The sequence below is a fragment of the Arthrobacter sp. P1_B4 genome (assembly GCF_056406555.1).
Genome location: NZ_JBFTZW010000003.1, coordinates 18,385 through 41,654 on the forward strand (window position 1 = coordinate 18,385; position 23,270 = coordinate 41,654).

Annotated in this window: 24 protein-coding genes; 10 read left to right on the plus strand and 14 right to left on the minus strand. The window is 68.8% G+C overall.

All coding sequences use genetic code 11. The features are described 5' to 3' along the window. Positions 1-261 precede the first annotated feature (261 nt). The 3 genes from AC1D1W_RS02370 to AC1D1W_RS02380 are packed head-to-tail and all read left to right on the plus strand — an operon-like array spanning position 262 to position 3,337. On the plus strand, positions 262-1,851 hold the full coding sequence (locus AC1D1W_RS02370; RefSeq protein WP_476942826.1) for a molybdopterin-dependent oxidoreductase: 1,590 nt from the start codon (positions 262-264) through the stop codon (positions 1,849-1,851). A 36-nt stretch (positions 1,852-1,887) separates the two neighbouring features. Beyond that, the gene (locus tag AC1D1W_RS02375) at positions 1,888-2,904 is read left to right on the plus strand and encodes an asparaginase (protein WP_079555582.1); all 1,017 of its coding nucleotides are present in this window, start codon (positions 1,888-1,890) and stop codon (positions 2,902-2,904) included. 13 nt (positions 2,905-2,917) lie between these two features. Beyond that, positions 2,918-3,337, plus strand: coding sequence for a sterol carrier family protein (locus tag AC1D1W_RS02380; protein WP_476942827.1), 420 nt, complete (start codon positions 2,918-2,920; stop codon positions 3,335-3,337). Positions 3,338-3,394: 57 nt separating this feature from the next. Here the strand turns inward: AC1D1W_RS02380 and AC1D1W_RS02385 are convergent, their stop codons facing one another. The 4 genes from AC1D1W_RS02385 to AC1D1W_RS02400 all read right to left on the minus strand — a co-directional run bounded on the left by AC1D1W_RS02385 (position 3,395) and on the right by AC1D1W_RS02400 (position 7,103). After that, positions 3,395-4,156 carry an SDR family oxidoreductase gene (locus AC1D1W_RS02385; protein ID WP_243181735.1) on the minus strand — a complete coding sequence of 254 codons (762 nt, stop codon included), beginning with the start codon at positions 4,154-4,156 and terminating at the stop codon, positions 3,395-3,397. A gap of 298 nt (positions 4,157-4,454) precedes the next feature. Then, the gene (locus AC1D1W_RS02390; protein WP_243181720.1) at positions 4,455-4,772 is read right to left on the minus strand and encodes a hypothetical protein; all 318 of its coding nucleotides are present in this window, start codon (positions 4,770-4,772) and stop codon (positions 4,455-4,457) included. A 63-nt stretch (positions 4,773-4,835) separates the two neighbouring features. Then, positions 4,836-5,141: a DUF1508 domain-containing protein gene (locus AC1D1W_RS02395; protein WP_028276137.1), complete on the minus strand. Its 306-nt coding sequence runs from the start codon at positions 5,139-5,141 to the stop codon at positions 4,836-4,838. A gap of 174 nt (positions 5,142-5,315) precedes the next feature. Continuing rightward, positions 5,316-7,103, minus strand: coding sequence for a glycoside hydrolase family 15 protein (locus tag AC1D1W_RS02400; RefSeq protein ID WP_028276136.1), 1,788 nt, complete (start codon positions 7,101-7,103; stop codon positions 5,316-5,318). A gap of 89 nt (positions 7,104-7,192) precedes the next feature. Here AC1D1W_RS02400 and AC1D1W_RS02405 point away from each other — a divergent pair, with 89 nt between their 5' ends. After that, positions 7,193-7,948, plus strand: a complete 756-nt coding sequence (locus tag AC1D1W_RS02405; RefSeq protein ID WP_476942828.1) for a DUF72 domain-containing protein — start codon at positions 7,193-7,195, stop codon at positions 7,946-7,948. Positions 7,949-8,023: 75 nt separating this feature from the next. Continuing rightward, positions 8,024-9,091, plus strand: coding sequence for an App1 family protein (locus AC1D1W_RS02410; RefSeq protein WP_243181718.1), 1,068 nt, complete (start codon positions 8,024-8,026; stop codon positions 9,089-9,091). 42 nt (positions 9,092-9,133) lie between these two features. Here AC1D1W_RS02410 and AC1D1W_RS02415 read toward each other — a convergent pair whose 3' ends face one another. Continuing rightward, a complete protein-coding gene (locus AC1D1W_RS02415) occupies positions 9,134-10,651 on the minus strand; it encodes a glycoside hydrolase family 1 protein (protein WP_476942829.1) in 1,518 nt (505 codons plus the stop codon). A 123-nt stretch (positions 10,652-10,774) separates the two neighbouring features. Here AC1D1W_RS02415 and AC1D1W_RS02420 point away from each other — a divergent pair, with 123 nt between their 5' ends. After that, positions 10,775-11,320: a TspO/MBR family protein gene (locus tag AC1D1W_RS02420; RefSeq protein ID WP_476942830.1), complete on the plus strand. Its 546-nt coding sequence runs from the start codon at positions 10,775-10,777 to the stop codon at positions 11,318-11,320. Positions 11,321-11,337: 17 nt separating this feature from the next. Here AC1D1W_RS02420 and AC1D1W_RS02425 read toward each other — a convergent pair whose 3' ends face one another. Next, positions 11,338-11,703, minus strand: a complete 366-nt coding sequence (locus AC1D1W_RS02425) for a J domain-containing protein (protein WP_243181715.1) — start codon at positions 11,701-11,703, stop codon at positions 11,338-11,340. Positions 11,704-11,768: 65 nt separating this feature from the next. Beyond that, on the minus strand, positions 11,769-12,197 hold the full coding sequence (locus AC1D1W_RS02430; protein WP_476942831.1) for an Hsp20/alpha crystallin family protein: 429 nt from the start codon (positions 12,195-12,197) through the stop codon (positions 11,769-11,771). 136 nt (positions 12,198-12,333) lie between these two features. Between AC1D1W_RS02430 and AC1D1W_RS02435 the strand changes: the two genes are divergently transcribed. Next, entirely contained in the window at positions 12,334-12,621 is a 288-nt protein-coding gene (locus AC1D1W_RS02435; protein WP_243181714.1) for a MerR family transcriptional regulator, read from the plus strand. A 6-nt stretch (positions 12,622-12,627) separates the two neighbouring features. On the opposite strand, the gene AC1D1W_RS02440 is transcribed toward AC1D1W_RS02435, so the two are convergent. Beyond that, positions 12,628-13,410 carry a phosphatase PAP2 family protein gene (locus AC1D1W_RS02440; protein ID WP_243181713.1) on the minus strand — a complete coding sequence of 261 codons (783 nt, stop codon included), beginning with the start codon at positions 13,408-13,410 and terminating at the stop codon, positions 12,628-12,630. Between the two features lie 234 nt (positions 13,411-13,644). On the opposite strand from AC1D1W_RS02440, the gene AC1D1W_RS02445 reads away from it, so the two are divergent. From AC1D1W_RS02445 to AC1D1W_RS02455, 3 genes are all read left to right on the plus strand, one after another. Further along, on the plus strand, positions 13,645-15,303 hold the full coding sequence (locus tag AC1D1W_RS02445) for a purine-cytosine permease family protein (RefSeq protein ID WP_476942832.1): 1,659 nt from the start codon (positions 13,645-13,647) through the stop codon (positions 15,301-15,303). Beyond that, positions 15,300-16,466 carry a cyclase family protein gene (locus AC1D1W_RS02450; protein WP_476942833.1) on the plus strand — a complete coding sequence of 389 codons (1,167 nt, stop codon included), beginning with the start codon at positions 15,300-15,302 and terminating at the stop codon, positions 16,464-16,466. The genes AC1D1W_RS02445 and AC1D1W_RS02450 overlap by 4 nt, the downstream gene beginning before the upstream one ends. A gap of 202 nt (positions 16,467-16,668) precedes the next feature. After that, a complete protein-coding gene (locus AC1D1W_RS02455; RefSeq protein WP_028276129.1) occupies positions 16,669-16,878 on the plus strand; it encodes a hypothetical protein in 210 nt (69 codons plus the stop codon). Between the two features lie 139 nt (positions 16,879-17,017). Here the strand turns inward: AC1D1W_RS02455 and manD are convergent, their stop codons facing one another. The 6 genes from manD to AC1D1W_RS02485 form a co-directional block, all read right to left on the minus strand. Then, a complete protein-coding gene (gene manD / locus AC1D1W_RS02460) occupies positions 17,018-18,247 on the minus strand; it encodes a D-mannonate dehydratase ManD (protein WP_243181711.1) in 1,230 nt (409 codons plus the stop codon). A gap of 166 nt (positions 18,248-18,413) precedes the next feature. Next, positions 18,414-19,445, minus strand: a complete 1,032-nt coding sequence (locus tag AC1D1W_RS02465; protein ID WP_476942834.1) for a sugar kinase — start codon at positions 19,443-19,445, stop codon at positions 18,414-18,416. Further along, positions 19,445-20,116 (minus strand): bifunctional 4-hydroxy-2-oxoglutarate aldolase/2-dehydro-3-deoxy-phosphogluconate aldolase, encoded by a 672-nt coding sequence (locus AC1D1W_RS02470; protein WP_476942835.1) that lies wholly within the window; start codon positions 20,114-20,116, stop codon positions 19,445-19,447. Before AC1D1W_RS02470 ends, AC1D1W_RS02465 begins: the two co-directional genes overlap by 1 nt. A gap of 77 nt (positions 20,117-20,193) precedes the next feature. After that, positions 20,194-21,342 carry a galactonate dehydratase gene (dgoD, locus tag AC1D1W_RS02475; RefSeq protein WP_028276125.1) on the minus strand — a complete coding sequence of 383 codons (1,149 nt, stop codon included), beginning with the start codon at positions 21,340-21,342 and terminating at the stop codon, positions 20,194-20,196. A 7-nt stretch (positions 21,343-21,349) separates the two neighbouring features. Continuing rightward, on the minus strand, positions 21,350-22,243 hold the full coding sequence (locus AC1D1W_RS02480; protein WP_243181708.1) for a carbohydrate ABC transporter permease: 894 nt from the start codon (positions 22,241-22,243) through the stop codon (positions 21,350-21,352). After that, positions 22,240-23,208 (minus strand): carbohydrate ABC transporter permease, encoded by a 969-nt coding sequence (locus tag AC1D1W_RS02485; protein ID WP_243181707.1) that lies wholly within the window; start codon positions 23,206-23,208, stop codon positions 22,240-22,242. The genes AC1D1W_RS02480 and AC1D1W_RS02485 overlap by 4 nt, the downstream gene beginning before the upstream one ends. Between the last annotated feature and the right edge of the window lie 62 nt (positions 23,209-23,270).

Here is a 23,270-nt window from a genome sequence, read left to right on the forward strand (position 1 = left end):
CACAATGCCACCATGCCCATGCCCGGGTCCCAGGGCTGGACATGTCCCGTGGTGCCGGAAATCATGCCCACGCCCGGGCCCCAGGGCTGGACATGTCCCGTGGTGCCGGAGAACATGCCCACGCCCGGGCCCCAAGGCTGGACATGTCCCGGGGACCGCGGGGCATGTCCACGCCAGGGTCCGGCAGGAGGGCATGCCCACGCGCCGGAGCCAAGCCCGGCGCCGGACAATCCGCGGGGCGCACGGCTACGAATGGCATGTATGAACAAACCCAGCATGAAGCCCAGCAAGCGGTCCCGCGGCGCCACAGCCCTGGCCGCGGTGGCCGGAGTGGCTGCGGCCGCCGTCGTCCTGTCCGTCGCGGAACTGATCGGGGCGTTCTTCACCACACGGGCGACACCCCTGATTGCGCTGGGATCGACGTTCATCGACTTCACGCCGCTGTGGATGAAGAACTTCGCCGTTGAAACGTTCGGCACCAACGACAAGGCCGCATTGTTCGTCGGCATGGCGGTCACGATCCTGCTCCTGGCGTGCGTACTCGGCATCGTGGCGTACCGGAAATGGGCCCTGGGTGTGGCCGGGGTGGTGCTGATGGGCGCCGTGATCGTCGGCAGCGTGGTGACGCGGGCCAGCGTCAAGCCGGTCGATGCCATTCCCTCCCTGATCGGCACCGTCGCCGGGCTGGTGGTGCTGCGGCTCCTGATCACCCGGCTGTGGCGGATGCAGGAATGGCCGGACCGGGCCGCCGACGTCGCCGCGAAGGAACCCGAGCGCCCGGCGACCACGCGGCGCGGGTTCTTCGCCGCCGCCGGCATCACCGCGGCCGCCTCGGCTGTTGCCGCCACCGGCGGCCGCCTGCTGAGCGCGGCCCGCAGCAACGTGGCCGCGGCCCGCGAGTCGCTGCAGCTGCCCGCGCCCGCCAAGGCCGCCGCCGCGGTCCCGGCCGGGGTCCAGTCCAAGGCGCCCGGCGTCACGCCGTGGCTGACCCCGAACAAGGACTTCTACCGGATCGACACGGCGCTGAGCGTGCCGGAGATCAACGTCCAGGACTGGGAACTGCGCATCCACGGCCTCGTGGAACAAGAGGTCCGGCTTACCTTCCAGGACCTGCTCGACGCCCAGCTCATCGAATCCCATGTGTCCCTGACCTGCGTGTCCAACCCGGTCGGCGGCAACCTGGCCGGCAACGCCAAATGGCTGGGCATGCCCATCCGCGACGCCCTGAAGCTGGCCCGCCCCACACAGGGCGCGGACATGGTGCTCTCCACCTCGGCTGACGGCTTCAGCGCCTCCACGCCCCTGGAGGTCCTCCAGGACGACCGCGACGCGATGCTGGCGATCGGCATGAACGGCGAGGCGCTCCCGCTCGAGCACGGCTACCCGGTGCGGATGGTGGTTCCCGGCCTGTATGGCTTCGTCTCCGCAACCAAGTGGGTGGTGGACCTGGAGGTGACCCGGTTCGCGGACAGCAAGGCGTACTGGACCCAGCGCGGCTGGTCCGAACGCGGCCCGATCAAGACCATGGCGCGGGTCGAGGTGCCCAAGTCCTTCGCCAAGGTCCCTGCCGGAAAGATCGCCATCGGCGGCACCGCGTGGGCCCAGACCCGCGGGATCACCAAGGTCGAGGTGCAGATCGACAGCGGGCCCTGGACCGAGGCGGTACTCTCCGCCGAGGCCTCCCTCATCACGTGGCGGCAGTGGTCCCTGGACTGGGATGCCACGCCGGGCCCGCACTACATCAAGGTGCGCGCCACGGACGGCAAGGGCGAGGTCCAGACGGACAAGCGAGCGGATCCGGTCCCGGACGGCGCCTCCGGCTGGCAGTCGGTGATGGTGACCGTGGAATAACCGGGGTATCAGCACCGGGCACCATAGACTTGCAGCATGGCTTTGAACCCGCATGCAACATTCACAGTCGACTCCGCCGTCGAACTGGCAGTCATCGAACGCAGCGGCTTCGTGGAGTCCCGCCACATCGGCTCGGCCGTGGTGCTGGCCGCGGACGGGACGGTAGTGATCGAGCTCGGCGATGTGAACGCCCCGATCTTTGCCCGGTCCACGCTCAAACCGTTGCAGGCCCTGGCCTCGATGCAGTCCGGCGTGCCCCTGCGGGGCGCCCAGGTGGCCATCGCGTGCGGCAGCCACGTCGGATCCCTGGACCACATGGACGTGGTCGAGGGCATGCTCAAGGCGGCCGGGGCCAAGGAAGACCAGCTGCAGTGCCCGGCCGACTGGCCCCAGGATGAGACGGCCCGGAACTGGCTCGTGCAGACCGAGCGCGGCAAGTCCCGGCTGGCCTTCAACTGTTCGGGCAAACACGCCGCGTTCCTTTGGGCGTGCACGGAGAACGGCTGGGACAAGAACAGCTACCTCGAACCCAACCACCCGCTGCAGCAGCGCATCCGCTCCGTGATCGAGGAGTACTGCGGCGAACGCATCACCCACCTGGGCATCGACGGCTGCGGCGCGCCGGTTGCCGCCGTCTCCCTGATCGGCCTGGCCCGGGCCTACTCGAAGCTGGCCAAGGCCCCGGGCGACAAGAACTCGAACGCGCGGGCAGCCACCATTGCCACGTCCATGCTGGACTACCCGTGGGCCGTCCAGGGGCGCGGGCAGGCCAACACGATCGTCATGGACGAACTCGGCATCCTGGCCAAGATCGGCGCCGAGGGCGTCCTGGTCATGGCCACCCGCCAGGGCGTCTCGGTTGCCATCAAGATGCTCGACGGCAACATCCGGGCCACTACGCTGGTAGGCCTGACGCTCCTCGCGGCCTCCGGTGCCGTCGAAATCCCTGAAGTGTCCAGCGTCCTGGACAAGGTGGTGGACCCGGTACTGGGCGGGGGACGCCCGGTGGGCAAGATCCGGCTCGGGCGGGCCGTCGCGGCGCTGCTGGACTAGGAGACTCGGGAAAGTGGCTGTATCGCGCCGTCGAATCGCTGTGGACGAGGGCCGCGCGGCCCTCGCCGCGTGGCAGGAAGCCACGGCGACCGCACCGGACCCGAACGTGCCGGCCGCCGGAGTCACGGGCTCTGGACGACCCGGCGCCGTCCCGCGCACCACGATCGCGACGGCAGTGCGCTACTGCCTGGAGGAAGTCACCGCGCGGGCGCCCGGGAACTCCGTGGAGGTGCGCGTCCCCCCATTCGGCGTCACCCAGTGTGTCGAGGGCCCGCGGCACACGCGCGGCACCCCGCCAAACGTCATCGAGTGCGACGCCGACACCTGGCTGGCGATGGTCAGCGGACGGTTGAGCTGGGCCGACGCCGTCGCCGCCGGCCGTGTCGCCGCCTCGGGACTGCGCGCGGACCTGTCCGCCCTCCTGCCCCTCTAGGTCCCCCGGCGGCGTCCCGCAGGACCCACCAGCCGGGCCCGCGCCCCCAGCCGCGCCTTAGCCGCGCCCCATGAACGGCATGCCCGCAGCTGTCACCACGAGGGATCCCACGTTGGCCGACGCCGGCATCCCGGCCATCAGCAGCACGGCCCGGGCGGCGTCCTGCACCGCAAAGGTCGGCTCGGCCCGCAGGCTGCCGTCCGCCTGGGCCGCCCCGGTACCGACGCCAATCTCCTCCATGAGCTCCGTCGCCGCGTTGCCGATATCGATTTGTCCGCAGCTGATGCCGAAGCCCCGCCCGTCCAGGTCAATGCTTTTGGTCAGCCCCGTGATGGCGTGCTTGGTCACCGTGTAGGCCACCGTCCGCGGCCGCGGCGAATGCGCCGCGACCGAACCGTTGTTGATGATCCGCCCGCCCTGGGGCGACTGGGCCTTCATGGCCCGGACGGCGGCAGCGGCGCAGAGAAGGGACCCTGTGAGGTTCACGGCGAGGGTCGCGTCCCAGTCCTCCACGGTGATCTCGTCCACCGCGGCGGCGGGGCCGAACACGCCGGCGTTGTTGAAGAGCACGTCCACGCGCTCCCACTGCCCCAGCGCGGCGGCGAAAAGCCGTTCGACGTCGGCGGGGACGGTGACATCGCACGGGACCGCGAGCGCCTGGCGGTGGCCGGCCGCGGTCTCGCGGAGCGTTTCTTCCTGCCGCCCCGCCAGGACCACCCGGTATCCCTCGGCCAGCATGAGCCTGGCCACTGCGCGGCCGATGCCGGAACCGGCTCCGGTGACGACGGCGACCCTTCCGGGGGTGTGGTGCTGGCTCATGAGGTCCTCCTCGACGGTTACGCGCTGCCCGGCCAGCGTACCGCCGAGACGGCACATCACGGCAGTGTTTCGCGCCCGGACTGCCGCGAAATGTGTTGTCTGCGGCGGCGGCAGAGCGGCGGGAGGCGCTTCAGCCCGGCTGCGGGGCGGACGGCAGAGCGGCGGGAGGCGCTTCAGCCCGGCTGCGGGGCGGACGGCAGAGCGGCGGGAGGCGCGTCAGCCCGGCTGCGGGGCGGACGGCAGAGCGGCGGGAGGCGCTTCAGCCCGGCTGCGGGGCGGACGGCCGAGCGGCAGCCGTCTAGCGGGAGTCGTCGCCGCGGTCCCGGGCCTGCCGGCCCGTGCGGTAGCCGGACCAGAACGCCAGCAGGAGCAACCCGGTGCTGATCAGCGCGACCCCTGCCCAGATCCACGGGCCCATGATCATGAGCCCCTGCAGCACGACCGGCCCCGTGGCCAGCGGAGCATACGCGACCCAGCCAAAGTCCTCCTGCGTCCCCGGCCGGGCAAGAAGGGCCAGCCCGGCGAGGAGCATGGCCGCGGCAGTGAGCGGCACCGCCACACGGCCCAGCAGATTCTTGCGGGCACGGCCGGAGTTCCGATTCCCCCGCTGCTCCATGGCCATACTGTAACCGTTCGGCGCGGCGAACCGGCTGGGGAAACGGCCTACTCGATGATCAGGTCAGGTACGGGCCTGCGCCCTCTTGCCCGCCAGCGAGCCCCCCAGGGTGGAGTTTGAGCGCCCGGCACCGCCGCGCCGCCCCCTGATCACCCGGGCGGACGATCCGGGCACGGCGGCCCGGCCATCGGCGCTGCGGTCCCTGATCAGGCCGGTTCCGGCGATTTCCCTTGCCTGGGCGACGCCGGCAACGGCGGCTTTCTTGGTGGGAAACGTCACTGAGACTGCCATCAGTTGCCCTGCCCCGTCCATCATCCGAATGCGGTAGCCGCCGTCGGGCGCGTCCACGAGCTCAAAATATCCCGCCATTTGCAACACTCCTAGTTCCCTCGTATCCCCCGCCGGGATATTAGTAAGTGTACTTATTTTACGGTGCGGGGAAAGTGCTGAAGGTCCCGCTCTTCGTCCGTCGGCGGTCGCCGCGGCGGGGCCGCGGGGGCCACTGAGGGGCCGCGGGGGCCACTGAGGGGCCGCGGGCGCGGATCACGGAAGCGGGGTGTCGCTACGGCGGACGCCGTCTTCATGCAGTTCCAGCGCGCTCATGACGAGGGCGAAGTGGCTGAAGGCCTGCGGCGTGTTGCCCAGCTGCCGGCCGGTCTCGACGCCCCACTCCTCGCTGAGGAGCCCGACGTCGTTGCGCAGCGCCAGCAGGCGCTCGAACAGCTCCCGGGCCTCGTGGCGCCGGCCAGCCCCGATCAGGGCCTCGACCAGCCAGAAGGAGCATGCCAGGAACACCCCCTCCTCGCCGGGCAGCCCGTCATCGCTCTGTGCCGGCAGGTAGCGGCGCAGGAAGCCGTCGTGCGTCAACTCGCGCTGGACCGCGTCGATGGTTCCGATGATGCGCGGATCATCCGGCGGGAGGAACCCCACCCGGGGCAGCAGCAGGAGGCTCGCATCCAGCTCCGGCCGCCCGTAGGACTGCACGAACGTGTTGCGGTCGGCGTCGAACCCGTTGGCCATGACCTCGGCGTGGATGGCGTCACGCAGCTCCTCCCAACGGTCCGCCGGGCCGGTCAGGCCGAAGTCCCGGACGCCCTTGACCATGCGGTCCGCCGCCACCCAGGCCATCACCTTGGAGTGCGTGAAGTGGCGTTGCGGGCCGCGCATTTCCCACAGCCCGTTGTCCGGCTGGCGCCAGGCCGTCTCCAGATGTTCCATGAGGGCCACCTGGACGTCCCAGGCGTCGTCGGTGTGTTTGAGCAGGGAGTTCCGGGTCAGGGACAGGCAATCGAGGACCTCGCCCCAGACGTCGAGCTGCAGCTGGCCGGCCGCACCGTTACCGGTCCGCACCGGAGCGGAGTTTTCGTAGCCCTTCAGCCACGGCAGTTCGAGCTCCGGCATCCGGCGTTCGCCGTGGAGCCCGTACATGATCTGCAGATCCGCCGGGTCCCCGGCGATGGCGCGGAGCAGCCAGTCGCGCCACGCGCCGGCCTCCTCCGTGTAGCCCGCGGCCAGCAGCGCCTGCAGCGTGAGCGTGGCGTCGCGGAGCCAGCAGAAGCGGTAGTCCCAGTTCCTGGTGCCGCCGATCTCCTCCGGCAGCGACGTCGTGACGGCGGCCACGATCCCGCCGGTGGGGGCAAACGTCAGGGCCTTGAGCGTGATCAGCGAGCGCTGGACGGCGTCGCGGTAGCGCCCGGTGACCGTGCACTTCGCCGACCAGCGAAGCCAGAACTCCTCGGTGGACGCCAGGACCGTTTCCGGGTTCACCGACCGCGGCCGGCGGAGGTGGCTGGGGCTCCAGGTCAGCACGAAGGGCACACGCTCCCCGGCCTTGACCGTGAAGTCGCTGACGGTATGCATCCGCTCACCGCGCAGCGGCGCCTCGGTCACCAGATAGGCGGCATCGGGCCCGGCGACGGCGTGGATCCCGAGCTCGTCGTGGCGGACCCACGGCACAATATGGCCGTAGTCGAACCGGAGAGCCAGTTCGCCGCGCATCCGCACCGTACCGCGGACACCGACCACGATCCGCACGATATCCGCCACCTCGTCCCGGGGCGGCATGAAGTCTATGATCCTGACCTTGCCCTCGGGCAAATCCCACTCGGTTTCAAGGATCAGCGTGCCCTTCCGGTAGCGGCGGCGCGTGCATTCCCCGCCGCCCGCCGGCGCCAGGAGCCACCGGCCGGCCGCGGGGGAATCGAGGAGGGCGCTGAAACAGGCCGGCGAGTCGAAGCGCGGCAGGCACAGCCAGTCGATGGAGCCTTCGGTGCTGATCAGGGCAGCGGTGTGCAGATCGCCGACCATTGCGTAATCCTCGATGCGTACCATGACACTTACAGTGCCACACCGGCATCCCCCCGGCACGGTGGAGGGAGCACGGTGGAGGGCACACGGCGGAGGGCGGAAGGGGAAGGGGCATGGCAGGGCACGTGGCCGCTGTGCGGATCGGCACTTCCGGCTGGAGCTATGACCACTGGGACGGGGTCCTCTATCCGCCGGGCCTGCCGGCCCGGGACAGGCTGGCATATTACGCGGCCCGCTTCGACACCGTGGAATTGAATGCCAGCTTCTACCGCTGGCCGAAAGAGGACTCGTTCGCCAGCTGGCGCCGCCGCCTGCCCGACGGTTTCGCCCTGTCCGTCAAGGCGCCCCGCGGCCTGACGCATGCCAAGAAGCTTTACGCCCCCGAGGTCTGGGCGGACCGGATCACCCGGTGCTGGCACGAACTCGGCGACAAGCGGGCCGTGCTGCTCGTCCAGCTGCCCCCGGGTTTGGCGCGCGACGACGCCCGGCTGGACTACTTCCTGTCGGCTCTGCCCGGCTGGATCCGCGTGTGCGTGGAGTTTCGCCACCCCAGCTGGGACGACGACGCCGTATACGACCTGCTGGAACGTCACGGCGCGGCCTACTGCATCATGAGCGGCGCCGGGCTACCGTGCGTCCTGCGCGCCACCGCGGCGTTCGTCTATATCCGGCTGCACGGCCCCGACCACGACGTCCTGTACGGCGGGTCCTATTCCGATGACGACCTGCGCTGGTGGGCGGACCGGATCCGCGAGTGGCAGGCCGGCGGCAAAGACGTCTACGCGTATTTCAACAACGACGGCGGCGGCAACGCCGTCCGCAACGCCGCCACACTGCGCGGGCTGCTGGGTCAGCCGCCACGCTGGTAATCCGGCGCGGCGGGGGCCCGGGTCCGGGGACCCCGCCGGCACGGCCGGAGCCCGGCACTGTGGGAGAGTGGAGGCATGGAATTGGCCTCGCAACCAGCGCAGCAGCTGCCCGTGTCCGGCAACAGGGCCTTCCGGCTCGCCCACTGGGTGTCGGACACCGTCAACGGGTTCCGGCTCAAGACGGCCCGGCGCTGGAAGTTCAGCCCGCAGACAGTCGCCTATCAGGGCTACGGCTCGACCGAGTGGGTCAGGGTACTGGGCCGGGTGGTCCTCACCAGCCGGCCGGTGCCCGGCGGCAAGGCGGAGCGGCTGGCCCTGAACGGCAACCAGAACTTCCGCGGCTGGCGTGCCTTCACGAGCGTCCCGGTCCAGTTCACCGAGGTGGAGATCCAGATCGGCGGCGTCGCCACCCGCGTGCATGCGGACCGCGGCGGCCTGGTGGACACCCTGGTTCACGTGGCGTTGACCCCGGGCTGGCATACGGCCGTGCTGCGCGCCGAGGGAACGGAACCGGTCGAGGCCAGGATTTTCGTGATCTCGCCGGACACCAGGCTGGGCATCGTCTCGGACATTGACGACACCATCATGGTCACCGCCCTCCCCCGGCCCTTCCTGGCGCTGTGGAACACCTTCGTCCTGAACGAACGGGCACGGATGGCGACACCCGGCATGGCCGTCCTGCTGGATCGGCTCAAGGTGGAGCACCCGGAGGCGCCGGTGATCTACCTGTCCACGGGGCCGTGGAACGCAGCTCCCACCCTGGCCCGTTTTATTGCCCGGAACCTCTATCCCTCCGGCGCGCTGCTGCTCACGGACTGGGGACTGACGCACGACCGCTGGTTCCGCAGCGGCCAGGAACACAAACGGCGGAACCTTGAGCTGCTGGCCCAGGAGTTCCCGAACATGCGCTGGCTGCTGTTCGGCGACAACGGCCAGCACGATGAAGAGATTTACTCCGGCTTCGCGCAGAAGCACCCCGACCAGGTGGCCGCGATCGGCATCCGGCAGCTCTCGGCCAGCGAGGCCGTCTTCGCCGGCGGCCACTCCGACACCGGAGACCACTCGGAGTCCTCCGTCCCGTGGTTCTATTCGCCCGACGGCGCGGGGCTCGCCAAGGGCCTGCAGGACCTGGATCTGCTCTAGGTTGACCCGGCTTGAGGGGCGTCAGGCTGCCGGGTGCGGCTCTCAGACGTCGGCGGTTTCGTCCTGCCCGCCGGCGCCGCCGGGCTGCGCGGCGCTGCCCGGCTCTCCGGCGGACGCCGCGCTGCGGGCCGCAATGACCTCCTGGAGCCAGTAGTAGGAGGCCTTCGGCGTGCGGACCTGGGTATCGAAATCGACGTGCACCAGACCGAACGGCTGCTTGTAGCCGGCGGACCACTCGAAGTTGTCCATGAAGGACCACACATAGTAGCCGCGAAGGTCGATGGCCTCGGCGGCGCCGCCGGGACGCGTCGCTTCCAGGGCCGTGCCGATGTGGTCTGCGAGGTAACGCAGACGCCGTTCGTCCGGGATTATCCGGCGGTCCGTCCCGACAGGCTGGACCACGACGTCCTCGAAACTGGCCCCGCCCTCGGTGATGAAGACCGGGGGCAGATCCGGGTAGCGGTCGGCCATCTCGGCCAGGGCGACGGATATGAATTCGGGCTTGACCGGCCAGCCGTAGGCCGTGGTCTCGGTGTCCGGGAACTGCGCGATGTGGAAGGGCGCACCGGGTGTCCCGCTGAGGTCGTCCCCCATGGCCTCGGCCATTCCGGGCGGCACGGCCCCCTCACCCGGACCCGCCCCGACAAGGGTGGGCATGTAGTAGTTCAGGCCATAGAAATCCAGGGGCTGGGAAATCAGCTCCATGTCTTCGCTGGACGGGCTGAAGGACGACGAAAAGAAGGTGGCGGCCCGGATAACATCCGGGTATTTGCCGAGCAGCACCGGATCGGCGTAGAGCCGGTTTTGCGCCACATCCATGAGTCCGGCACTGACCTTGTCCAGCGGGTTCGCGGTGGCCGGGACCATCGGTGAGTAGACGTTGGTGATGCCGATGTCGCCCGGCACCTTGGCGGCACGCAGCGCCTGGAGCGCCAGGCCGTGGCCCAGCAGCTGGTGGTGCACGCTGGGGAGGGCCTTGAGCATGAGGGCCTCCCCGGGCGCGTGCATGCCCAGGGCGTAGCCGTTGGTGGTGACTGTGGCGGGCTCGTTGACAGTCACCCAGCGCCTCACGCGGTCCCCGAAGGCAGACGCGGCGATGGCGGCGAAGTCCCCCAGCCGGTAGGCCGTGTCACGGTTCATCCAGCCGCCGGCCTCGTCCAGGGGCAATGGGGTGTCCCAGTGGTAGAGCGTGGCCATCGGGGAAATGCCGTTGGCGAGCAACAGGTCGATCAGCCGGTCGTAGAAGTCCAGCCCGGCAGGGTTCGCGGGTCCGCTCCCGCCGGGCTGGATCCTGGACCAGGACAGCGAAAACCGGTACGAGTCGATCCCCAGCTCCTTCATCAGAGCCACGTCCTCGGGCACCCGGTGGTAGTGATCGCAGGAAACGGCCGGGCTCTGGTCCTCCACGATCGACCCCGGCTTCGCGGCGAAGACATCCCATCCGGAAGGGCCGCGGCCGTCTTCATCGAGTGCACCCTCGATCTGGAAGGCGGAGGTCGCCACACCCAGGGTGAAGCCGGGCGGAAGAAGGGAAGCCAGATCCTTGGCGGAAGCGTTCATCGACGGGGACCTCTATGTAGTTTCGGTGGTTGGTTGACTGATCTTAGGCTCCCCCGGGGGTGAGCGCCACGACCCTGGCCGTTTGACGGACGCGATGCCAACGGCCACTGTTGATCGGTGCACGTGAAAATTGAACAGGGCGTCAACCGCCGGCCGCCGGCGCCGCCCAGCCCCGGCCGGCAGGCGGCAGCCCTCCTTTGCTTCCTGGCGGTTTCCCATGGGGTGTCCTTCGTGGCGTCGCTGGTCATTATCGGCAACGCCGGCGGCTGGTACGCGGCGGCAGAGAAAGCTCCTTGGACTCCGCCGGGCTGGGCCTTCGGAGCGGTCTGGACGGTGCTCTACACGACCATGGCAGTGGCGGCGTGGCTGGTCTGGCGCCGGGGAACAGGACTTCGCTCCGGGCGCGGCCGGGGGGCCATGACCGTTTACGCCATCCTGCTGCTCGTCAACCTCGCCTGGGCGCCCCTGTTCTTCGGCATGTACCCCATGGCCGGCGGGGCCGCGCTCTGGCTGGCCCTGCTGCTCATCGCCGTCCATACGGTGGCTGCCGCCGTCACGGTGGTCCGGTTCGGCCTGATCAGCCGGGCGGCGGGACTGCTCATGCTGCCGTACCTCTCCTGGATCGTGTTCTCGCTGAGCCTGAACGCCTATGCCGCCGCCAGCAACTGATCCCAAGTGTTTCCCGGTCACGGCCCGGGTTCCCAGCGGACGGGGAGCACGCGCACAAGGGGATCCCGACGCCGGATGATGTGCACCGGGATGTCGCGGCTGCCTTGGCCGGCATGGTCGTTCCGGTGATGGAAGGTGTCGTCCTCGACGGCGGGACGCCAGCCGCCGGCGTCGTAGTCCGCCCGGCTCCTGGCGTCCCGCAGCACGGCGAAAGCGTGCAGGATGGCGCCGACATCGGGAGGGTCGGGGTCAGACTGGCCGACGTCGGGATGGTGCCGGCGCATCAGCGCCCGGAAGGCGCGGCCAATCTCCTGCCGGCCCGCCTCCGGCGAGACGTGCAATAGCGCGTAGTAGCCTCGGGGATCAGGGTTCCTGCCGGCCATGGTCGGTCTCCGTTGCCTGCAGCCGGAGCCGGAGCGACGCTGCGGGCGCCGCGCCGGCCCGGGGGCTACTTCCCGATCTCCTGCATCTTGTCCTGCGAACGGGTGACTTCAATCTTCCGCGGCTTGGCGGCCTCCGCCACCGGGATGCGGAGCGTCAGGACGCCGTCGGCGTAGTTTGCCTTGACGTTCTCCGTGTCCAGGGTGTCGCCGAGGATCAGCTGGCGGCTGAACACTCCACGGGGGCGCTCCGAGACCGTCAGTTCCACGTCGGGCCGCGCCGGGTCCCGCCGTTCCGCCCGGACCGTCAGGACGTTGCGCTCAATGTCGAGTCCGATCGAGTCGACATTGACGCCCGGAAGATCGAACGCGACGACGAATACGCCGTCTTCCTGCCACGCGTCCATGGGCATGGGCGCCGGGCGTGCCACCGTCCCGAACACCTGCTGCGCAAGCCGGTCGAAGTCACGGAACGGGTCCGTCCGAATCAACATCATTTCCCACTCCTTCAGCGAGACTTGATCTGCATTCCTTCTACAGCCCACCACAATTTTTGTGTGGTAGTGGGTATAGATTTTTTATAGCACCGGTGAAACACTGATGCAAGGGAATTTCCGGAACGGGAGGAAGACCATGGCGGACCGAGGCGCGAATTCAGGCCTGTACGCCATCTCGGTGGTGGCGCAGCTGGTGGGCACGGGGCAGCAGAATATCCGGCTCTACGAGCGCCGGGGGCTCCTCGCGCCGGACCGCACTGCGGGTGGCACCCGGCAATACAGCGACGCAGACCTTGTGGTGCTGCGGCGGATCGGCCAACTCCTGGCAGAGGGGCTTAACCTGGCCGGCGTGGCCAAGGTGATGGAACTCGAGGCCGCCAACGCCCGGCTGCGGACCGAACTCAAGCGGGCGCGCAGCCGCTGACGGTGCTCAGTCCTGGCTGGTGTCGGCGGTGGAGAGCGTCCCGGTGACCTGTTCGCCCGGAATCCGCGCCGTCCGCCAGGTGTCCAGCGCAATGACGCCGCCCAGGATCACGAGCGAGATCGAGAAGGCGCCCAGGGCATCGGTCATCCAGTGGTAGCCGAGGTAGAGGCGGCTGACGGCGGCGAAGAAGATGCCGATCCCCGCCACGATGAAGGCGATGACAGCGGACATGGGGTTCTTCCGGCGCGAAAAGACCAGATACGTGGTGACCAGCAGGAAGTCGCACGCGCCAAGGACGTGGCCGGACGGAAACGAGAACGTGGAGTCGGCGCCGAAGAGCATGAGGTCGATCGGAGGCCGGTGGCGTTCGACGATGTGGCCGATGACCTGCGCCAGAATGACGCCGGTCAGCATGGCGCCGGCCAGGAGCATCGGCCGCCAGGCGTGCTTGGCGAGCAGGCCCCAGGCCACCGTCACGATTAGGACGATGATTGGCAGGCCGATAGGGCCGAAGATGATCGCAAGGATGATCATGATGATGGTGGTGGGTTCCGCGCGCAGGGTCAGGAGCCAGGTCCGCACGGGCTCATCCGCCGCCGAGATGCCGCCGTGCTGCAGGACTCCGGCGAGGATTACCACGAACAGCACGGCGCCCGCGATCATCAGGACGACGGCGGTCCGGTAGAGATTCCGGCGCGCCGTCACGCTCATGAAGCGCTCCTCCACGACGAACTTTTCGTGGAAGGTCCGCCACCGTCCCTGGGGTTTGCCTGCTTGAGCCTGTGCCATGTCGCTGTGCCGCCTTTGCGCCGTGTTGTGGATGGTCCCCGTTGAAGATTATCCCTGTTATTCACCGGGCGGCGGGCACATCGGCCGCCCGGGCTTCCCGCGGCAGGGTCCCGGTCCGGCGGCCGGTTGCGTAAACCGCCGGCCGGACAGGGCAGGGCCTTGCTGTGAGCCGCTTCACAGTGTAGCCTCCAACACAACTTGTGATGCTTATAAAGCAACTCTTAGGAATCAATGATGAGCTGGATGGAGAACGACATGGTCGAGGAAAAGCCTGACGGCGCCGGCGCAGGGCGGAACCGCGGCAAGGTCACGGACGTGGAGACCTACGGCATTGAGCGGATCCCCGAAAAGGACCGCAATGCCAGCGCCTTTGACTTGTTCAGGGTTTCGTTCGGCGGTGCCAACACCTTTGCCACCGCCTTCCTGGGCGCATTTCCGATCCTGTTCGGCCTGTCGTTCTGGCAGGGGCTCGCCGCGACGGTGACGGGCCTGGTTGTCGGCGCCCTCCTGCTGGCGCCCATGGCCGTCTTTGGCCCCACGAACGGAACCAACAACGCGGTGTCCTCCTCCGCCCACCTGGGCGTGCACGGCCGGGTGGTCGGGTCATTCCTGTCACTGCTGACCGCGCTGGCATTTTTCTCCATCTCGGTCTGGAGCTCCGGCGATGCCCTGGTCGGCGGGCTGAACCGGCTGGTCGGCCTGCCGCAGGACATGGGCTCGTTCGCCGTCGCCTACGGCCTCTTCGGTGGACTCGTTCTGGTGGTCTGCGTCTACGGGTTCAAGTTCATGCTGCTGGTGAACAAGATTGCCGTCACCGCGGCCACCCTGCTGTTCGTTGTCGGCTTCATCGCCTTCGCGGGCGACCTCAACCTGAACTTCGAGGGTGCCTTCGGAACCGGATTCGACGGCGTCGGCGTCGCAGGGTTCATCCCGGCGTTCATCGGCGCGGCCCTGATCGTCATGTCCAACCCCATCTCCTTCGGCGCGTTCCTGGGCGACTGGGCGCGCTACATCCCGACCGCCACCCCGAAGCGCAAGGTCATGGGCGCGGCGCTGCTGGCCCAGCTGGCCACCCATATTCCGTTCGTCTTTGGCCTGGCCACGGCGTCCATCATCGCCACCAAGGCGCCGGAATTCATGGACCCGGCGGCGCCGAACTACGTCGGCGGCCTGCTGGCGGTCTCCCCCGCCTGGTACTTCATCCCGCTCTGCGCCATCGCCCTGATCGGCGGCATGTCCACCGGGGCGTCCTCGCTGTACGGGACCGGCCTTGACTTCAGCAGCGTCTTCCCGAGGTTCAACCGGGTCCAGGCCACCCTGTTCATCGGGGTCCTGGCGATCGCCTTCATCTTCGCCGGCCGCTTCGCCTTCAACCTCGTCCAGAGCATTTCCACGTTCGCCACCCTGATCGTGACCTGCACCGCGCCCTGGATGGTGGTGATGATCATCGGTTTCATCACCCGCCGCGGCTGGTACGACGCCGATGCCCTCCAGGTGTTCAACCGGCGCCAGACCGGCGGACGGTACTGGTTCAACCACGGCTGGAACCTGCGCGGCATGGCGGCCTGGCTGGTCAGCGCCGGCGCCGGGTTGAGCATGGTGAACATGCCCGGCCAGTTCCAGGGGCCCCTGGGCAACCTGGCCGGCGGTGTGGACATCAGTCTGCCGGCATCGCTGGGGCTTGCAGCCGTCCTCTACCTCGGGCTGCTGTGGATCTTCCCGGAGCCGCGCGGAGTGTTCCCGGCCGCCGGGCCGCGCTGGATCCCCGCGAAGGACACCCCGGTGCCGCCGGTCATCGATGCGGCTGGAAACACGGTCGCCGCCGGAACAGCGGAGGCAGCCGCGCCGGACCTGCACGGCGACTTCGACACGGAACTGGTGGGCCAGCGGTGACGTGGTTCGATCTCAGCGTCCCGCTGCGCACGGGAATGCCTGTCTATCCCGGCGACCCGGAGGTCCGGATCGCATCGGCACTGACCGTGGAGGCCGACGGCGCCAACGTGCTCTCGCTCGGACTGGGCTCCCATTCGGGTACCCACGCCGACGCACCGCTGCATGTGGGCAACGGCTGGGCAGCTTTGGACGAATTGCCGCTGTCCCTTTTCGGCGGCGTCGCCGAAATCGTGGACGTCCGGGACGTGGCCCGCGGCGGCGCCATCACCGCCGCGCACTTGGCGGGAATCGCCCCGGCGGGCTCAGCCGGGGAGCCAGGGAAACCCGGGTATCCGGGCAGTCCAGAGAAGATCCTCCTGCTGCACACCGGCTGCGCTGCGGCGTGGGGAACGGAGGAGTACCTCAAGCACCCGTGGCTGGAGGCTGCGGCGGCGCAACTGATCGTGGACCGCGGCTACCGCGCCGTAGGCCTGGATGCCCTCAGCGTGGATCCCACCTCCCCCGGCGCCACGCACGGCGACCAGCAGGGCAACCAGGACGGCGGCCCGGCCGGCGGCGGTTTCCCCGCCCACGACATTCTGGCCGGGAACGGCTGCAGCATCGTGGAAAACCTCACCGGACTGGAGCAGGTCCAGCGGGCCACAGACGCAGGATCCGACGTCGAGCTCTTCCTCTTTCCCCTCCGTATCCCCGGGGCCGACGGCGCCCCGATCCGGGCCGTGGCCCGGCCGCTGCCGGCAGCGGTGCTGCGGCCGGCAGCGCCCCGCGACCTCAGCCGCGAAGAGGTCCAGGAGGCAGCCGACCGCCTGGTCGCCGCCTTCGCCGCCACGGACACCGAGGCCTACTTTGCGGCCTTCAGCCCGGAGGCGACCTTCATCTTCCATCCGGAAGCCCAGCGCCTTGGGTCCCGCTCCGCCTACCGCACCCTGTGGGACAGCTGGCTCGCCGGTGGCTGGCGTGTGCTCGAATGCCGGAGCAGCGAGCAGGATATCCAGCTCCTCGGGGCTACCGCGGTGTTTTCACACCGCGTGGCCACGACGGTCCGGGTTGACCGGGACGGTGGCCGCGATACGAGCGATGAACGGGAGACCATCATCTTCTCCCGCGCCCCCGACGGCGGCATTGTTTGCATGCACGAGCATCTTTCGGCCTGCCCGCAGTGATGCCGGGTGATTAGACTCACTGGGACCACCCGGGCCTGGGTGGATCTGCAGGTCAGCCGCCCGGGCCGCAATGTGCGGGCATTTGGCGTCCGCACGGGCCACGCGCTCATGCGGCGTGGTGATTTGACGGGCCAATAAATATGACGTTACTGTTCCTGAATCCATTGGGGCCGACTAGAAGTACTCCAAGAAAGACAGAGCGATGACCACCATTACCGAGCCCATTGAGATCCAGGTCGACAACCGGCGCGTGCTCGACGACCGACTCAACGACGCCGTCCGCGGGCTGCAGCAGCTCGCCATGACAACCGGGACGCACGGCATTTTGCTCACGCGGCACAAGCCGGGCCACTACACCGCGGCCCTCTCCGACCAGGTCCCCTTCGGCATGACCCGGGAACAGGTTCACTAAGCAACCAGCACACCGGACGCTGAGAGCCGGACTCAAAAGAGCCAGGTCCCGGGCGGCTGAGCATCGACTCGCCGCCCGGGACCTTTTTGGTGCTTAAGGCACTGCCAGCCGCCAGTGCCGGTTACCTGTCGTGGCCGGGTTACCAGTCATGGACGGTGCCGTCGACGAGGCGGTTGTAGGGCAGGTAGGCCTGCTGGTAGGGGAACGCGGCGGCGGCTTCTTCGTTGAATTCGACGCCGATGCCGGGCTTGTCGCCGGGGTGCAGGTAGCCGTCGACGAAGGTCATGGATTGTTCGAAGACCTCGTTGGTTTTGTCCGAGTGCTGCATGTATTCCTGGATGCCGTAGTTGTGGATCGCCAGGCCCACGTGCAGCTGCGCGGCGAACCCGACCGGGGAGATGTCGGTGGGGCCGTGGAAGCCGGACTTGATCTGGTACTGCGCGGCGTAGTCCATCACCTTCTTCAGCGGGCTGATCCCGCCGAAGTGGGTGGAGGCTGCCCGCACGTAGTCGATCAGCTGTTCCTTGATCAGGGCCTGGTAGTCGTAGACGGTGTTGAAGATTTCCCCGATCGCGAGCGGGGTGGTGGTGTGCGCCCGGACCAGGCGGAGGGCTTCCTGGTTTTCGGCCGGGGTGCAGTCCTCGAGCCAGAACAGGTCGTAGGGTTCGAGCGCCTTGCCCAGCTTCGCGGCCTGGATCGGGGTCATCCGGTGGTGCCCGTCGTGCAGCAACGGGATGTCCGGGCCGAACTCGTTGCGCACGGCCTCGAACACGGTGGGCAGGTGGCGGAGGTAGGCGCGGGTGTCCCAGTCCTCTTCCTGCGGGAACGCGCCGCGTCCGGCCGGTTCGTAGTCGTAGCGTTCCCCGGAGGCCTGGGCCTGGGCCGCGACGCCGTAGACGGCCTTGATCCCGGGCACCGCGGTCTGGATCCGGATCGACTTGTAGCCGAGCTCCAGGTGCTCACGGACCGAATCGAACAGCGAGGGCAGGTCCGCGCCGGAGGCGTGCCCGTAGGCGCGCAGCCCGTTCCGGGACGCCCCGCCCAGGAGCTGGTAGACCGGCATCCCGGCGAGCTTGCCCTTGATGTCCCACAGCGCCATGTCCACGGCCGCGATCGCGGCCATCGTGACCGGGCCGCGGCGCCAGTACGAGGACCGGTACAGGAACTGCCAGGTGTCCTCGATCCGGTGCGGGTCCTTGCCGATCAGCAGCTGCGCGACGTGCTCCTTCAAATAGGCGGCCACGGCGAGCTCGCGCCCGTTCAGGGTCGCGTCCCCGATCCCGGTCACGCCGTCCTCGGTGGTGATCCGCAGGGTCACGAAGTTCCGGGAGGGGCTGGTGACGAACACTTCAGCGGCAATGATTTTCACAACAGGTCCTTTTCTGCTCTTACAGGGGGTGTCTTAGTTGCCCGGCGCCAGCGGCCCGGCGCCGGCCGGAACGGTGGGAGCGCCGCCGGCGGTGCCGGCGGCGCCGGACGGCCGGACGCCGGCCGAAGAACCGTCAACGCCGGTACGGCGGGCTTAAAGCGGGGGCTTAGCGCTGGGTGGTTCCGCCCGGCGTGGTCCCGAGCAGTGCCAGCTCCGCACGGCCGGGCAGGCCTTCCCAGTCCCCCGCGGTGCTGACGGCGAAGGCTCCCGCCAGGGCGCCGCGCTGCAGGCGGCCGGCGACGTCGGCGCCGTCGAGCAGGGCGGACAGGTAGCCGGCGGTGAAGGCATCCCCGGCGCCCACGGTATCGATGCTGGTCACAGGCACGGCGGGCACTTCCCATCGCCCGTCGGCGGTGTGGACACCGGCACCGGAGGCGCCGCGCTTGACCACGACTTCGCGGACGCCGCGCTCCAGCAGTTCGGCGGCCATGGCTGTTTCGGCGGCATCTGCATCTGTATCGGCATCGCCGGGGTGCGGTGATTCCTCCGGGCCAGCTCCCACCGGGGCCGCGACCAGCCCGAGCTCATCGTCGGAGGCGATCACGATGCTGGCGTGCCGGGCAAGCGGCGTGAGCGCGGCGCGGGCCTCCTCCCGGGTCCAGAGCTTGCTGCGGTAATTGACGTCGAGGGAGACCTCCATGCCTTCGGCGGCGGCGCGCTCGGCCGCGTACTCCACGGCCTTGCGGGCGTCGGGGCTGAGGGCGGCGGTGATGCCGGTCAGATGCAGGATCCGGGCCCCGGCCGCCAGGGCACGGTCCAGGTCCTCCCGGCCGAGGGTGGACCCGGCGGATCCGGCGCGGTAGTAGAAGGCCCGGGTGACATCCGCGGTGCGCTGTTCAAGGAACATCACCCCGGTGTTCCTTGCCGCGTCAATCCGGTGCCGCAGCCCGATTCCCTCGGCGCGCAGCTGCCGCAGAATGTACTCCCCGTGCGGGTCGGCGCCGACAACCCCGGCCCAGGTGACGCTGTGCCCGAGCCGGGCGACCCCGACGGCCACGTTCGATTCGGCCCCGGCCACGTGCATGCCGAGGCTGCCGCCGGCGGACAGCGGGCCGGTGGACCGCAGCGAGACCATGGACTCGCCAAACGTCAGCAGGTCGACGCCCTCCCCGGCCAAAGCCGGGCCGACGGCGGCCATCACCGCACGCTCTCCGCGCGCGGGCGGCCGAACCCGGCGGCCAGGGTCACGAAACCGCGGGCCCGCTCCCGCATCGAGGCGAGGTCGCCGCCGGAGCCGGCATCGCCGAACAGCGGTCCGCCGAGCCCCACGGCAATGGCGCCGGCTTCCCAGTAGCCCTCGGCTTCATCCAGCCCGACGCCGCCGACGGCGATGAACGGGATCCCGGGGAACGGGTCGCGGAGTGCCTTGAGGTAGCCCGGACCGCCGATGGAAGCGGGGAAGAGCTTGACGGCCGTGGCGCCGCGGTTCATGGCTTCGTGGGCCTCGCTGGGTGTCAGCGCACCGGCGAGCACAGGCAGTGCCAGCCGGGCCGACTCGGCAATCGACTCTGCCAGCGACGGGGTCACCATGAACTGGCCGCCCGCCTCGGCGACGCGGGCAACGTCCTGGGCCGTCAGCACCGTTCCGGCACCGACGAAGCAGCCCGCGGGGGCGGCCGCGCGGACTTCCCGGATGGCTTCAAGGGCCCGGGGTGTGGTGAGCGCTATTTCGACATACCGGAAGCCCTCCTCCATCGCCGCGAGGGCTGCCTTCGCGGCGGCCGCGCCGTCCGTGCCGCGCACAATGGCCACCAGCCGGCTTTCCTGGATCCCGGCCAGCAGCAGTTCGGGCGTCAGGGTGTTCTCCATGTCAGGCTTCTCCTTCAAGGCAAATACGTCGGGGCAAGTACGTCGGGGCAACAGGTCCGGTCCCAGCGTTCCGGCGTTCACCACTCGGCGAAGGCGCCGTCGGGGTGCCGCCAGACGGGACCGCGCCAGGCATGCCCGCGCTTGTCCGCGGCCCGGACTACGGCCTCGTCGATCTCGATGCCCAGGCCCGGGCCGGTGAGCCGTTCGATGTGTCCGTCCACGAACTTCAGCGGGGACTTGTCCACCACGTAGTCCAGGACTTCGGCGCCCTGGTTGTAGTGGATGCCGATGCTTTGCTCCTGGATCAGGAAGTTGGGCGTCGCGAAGCCCACCTGCAGGCAGGCGGCGAGCGCCAGCGGGCCCAGCGGGCAGTGCGGGGCGAGCTGGACCTCGTAGATTTCGGCGAGCGAGGCGATTTTGCGGACCTCGGTGATGCCGCCGGCGTGGGAGAGGTCCGGCTGGGCCACGGCGATGCCGGCCTGCAGCGCGGGCAGGAATTCCTGCCGGCTGTAGAGCCGCTCACCGGTGGAGACCGGCGTCGTCGTGGAGGACGTGAACTCGCGCAGCAGGTGCGTGTTTTCCGGGACCACCGGCTCTTCGAGGAAGAACGGCCGGTACGGTTCCAGCAGCGGCGCCACCCGGCGGGCGTTGGCGAGGCTGAAGCGGCCGTGGAAGTCGACGGCGACGTCGCGGTGGTCGCCGAGGACCTCGCGGGCGGCGGCGACGCGGCGGACGACGCCGTCGAGCTCGGCCACGGAGGCGATGGGGCTCATCCGGCCGCTGGCGTTCATCTTGACCGCCGTCAGGCCGACCTCCAGCTGCGCGCTGATCTGGTCCGCCACCTCATTGGGCTCATCCCCGCCCACCCAGCCGTACATCCGGATCCGGTCCCGGACATGGCCGCCGAGCAGCTGGTGCACGGGCGTGTTGAAGTGCTTGCCCGCGATGTCCCAGAGCGCCTGGTCCAGGCCGGACACGGCGCTGGCCAGGATCGGCCCGCCGCGGTAGAAGGACCCCTTGGTCATGACCTGCCAGTGGTCCTCGATCCGCAGCGCATCGTTGCCTATGAGCAGCTCCGAGAGCTGGTCGACGGCGGTGCGTACGGTTTCGCTGCGGCCTTCGCAGCTCGCCTCGCCCCAGCCGACGATCCCGCTCTCGGTCTCGACCCGGACGAAGAGCCAGCGCGGCGCGACGAGGAACGTTTCAATCCTGCTGATGAGTGTCATCTGTTGCCTAGCCCTTGGTCGCGCCGGCGGTCATGCCGGAGACGATGTACTTCTGCGTGAAGAGCGCAATGATCATGATCGGAATGGTGACCACGGTGGCGGCCGCCATGAGTCCGCCCCAGTCGATGCTGGCGTAGGAGACGAAGTCGAAGATCGCGACCGGCAGGGTCTTGGTCTTGGAGCCGGAGAGCACCAGGGCGAACATGAAGTTGTTCCACGAGAAGATGAAGGACAGGATGCCGGCGGTGGCCATGCCGGCGACGGAGAGCGGCAGGGTGATGCGGCGGAAGGCGCCGATCGGGGTGAGGCCGTCCACTTGGGCCGACTCCTCCAGCTCCAGCGGCAGGGAATCGAAGTAGCTCATCATGATGTACACGATCAGCGGCAGCGCGACGAACATGTGGCTGAGGATCAGCACCTCGAAGCCGCCCACCATCTTCAGGTTGGAGAAGACGTAGTACCAGGGCACCAGCAGGGAAACGCCGGGGATGACACGGGCCATCAGGACCACAAGGGCCGAGCGGTGCATCGTGAACCGGCTCATGGCGTAGGCGGCGGGCACGCCCAGGACCAGCGACAGGGCAGTGGAGACGAAGGCCACCCAGAAGCTGTTGAAGATGAAGACGAAGTAGTTGTTCCGCTGCAGCACATTGGCGTAGTTCTCGAACGTGGGGGTGAACAGGAACGACTTGCCGGTGTCGTAGATGTCCACGTTGGTCTTGAGGGATGCCAGCAGCATCCAGAACAGCGGGGCGATCAGGAACAGCACCACGGCCACCAGTGCCGCCACGCGGAACACCTTGTACGCGCGGGTGCCCAGCGGCTTCCGGGGGCGCGGCGCGATCTTGGCCGGCACGGCGGCGACCGTTTGGGGTTCGGTGTTTTCGGACACTACGGTCATTTGCTTACCGCTTTCTTGCGCATGGTCAGCAGCCACATGGAGCCGATGATGATCATGAAGAACAGGATCAGCACCGCGGAGGAGAGCCCGTACTGGTTGTAGTCGAAGCTCAGCCCGTAGGCGTAGACGTTGAGCGTTTCCACTTCGTGGAAGGACCCGCCGCCCTTGCCCTTGGTGGCGTAGAGGATGTCGAAGGTCTTCAGGGCGTCGATGCCCCGGAGCAGGATGGCGACGATCACGGTCGGCATCATGAGGGGCAGCGTGATGAAGAAAAAGCGCTGGAAGGCGTTGGCGCCGTCCATCCGGGCCGCCTCGTCGGGTTCCTCGGAGAGCGAGGTCAGTCCGGCCAGGAGGATCAGGACCACCATGGGGGTCCACTGCCACACGTCCATGAAGATGGTGGTGCCGAGCGCCGTGTCCTGGCCGGAGAGCCAGGGCTGGCCGGGAATCCCGACCATGCCGAGCAGCTGGTTGACGAAGCCGATGTTGGGATCGAAGATCAGCCGCCACATCATGCCGACGGCCACGGGAGTGGCGACGAGCGGGAGCAGGATGGCCACGCGGACCCATTTTTCGCCGCGGAACGGGCGCCACAGCAGCAGCGCAATGCACATGCCGAGGACCACTTCGCAGACAAGTGCAACGCCGGTGAAGCTCAGCGTGCGGCCGACGGCGGGCCAGAAGCGTTCGACGTCGGAGAGGACCGTGAGGTAGTTCTGCACGCCGACAAACTCGGAGGCCGCCCGGACGGAGCCCTGTGAATCGGTCAGGCTCAGGTACAGGGTCCAGCCGAGGGGGAAGACGATCAGGACGCCGACAAAGATCATGGCGGGGGCGGCGAAGAGCCATTTGCGGTGCCGGTTGGCCCAGCCGGAGAAGTTCTCGCGTGCACCGGGGGTGCGGGCGCCCTTACGGCCGGACGGCGGCTGGGTCTGGGCGCTGCGGGGAGTGGTCAATACAGACATGGTTCACCTAAGGAGTTGGGGGTGAAGTGAAAAGCTGGCCGCGGCGGGACGGCATCGGACCG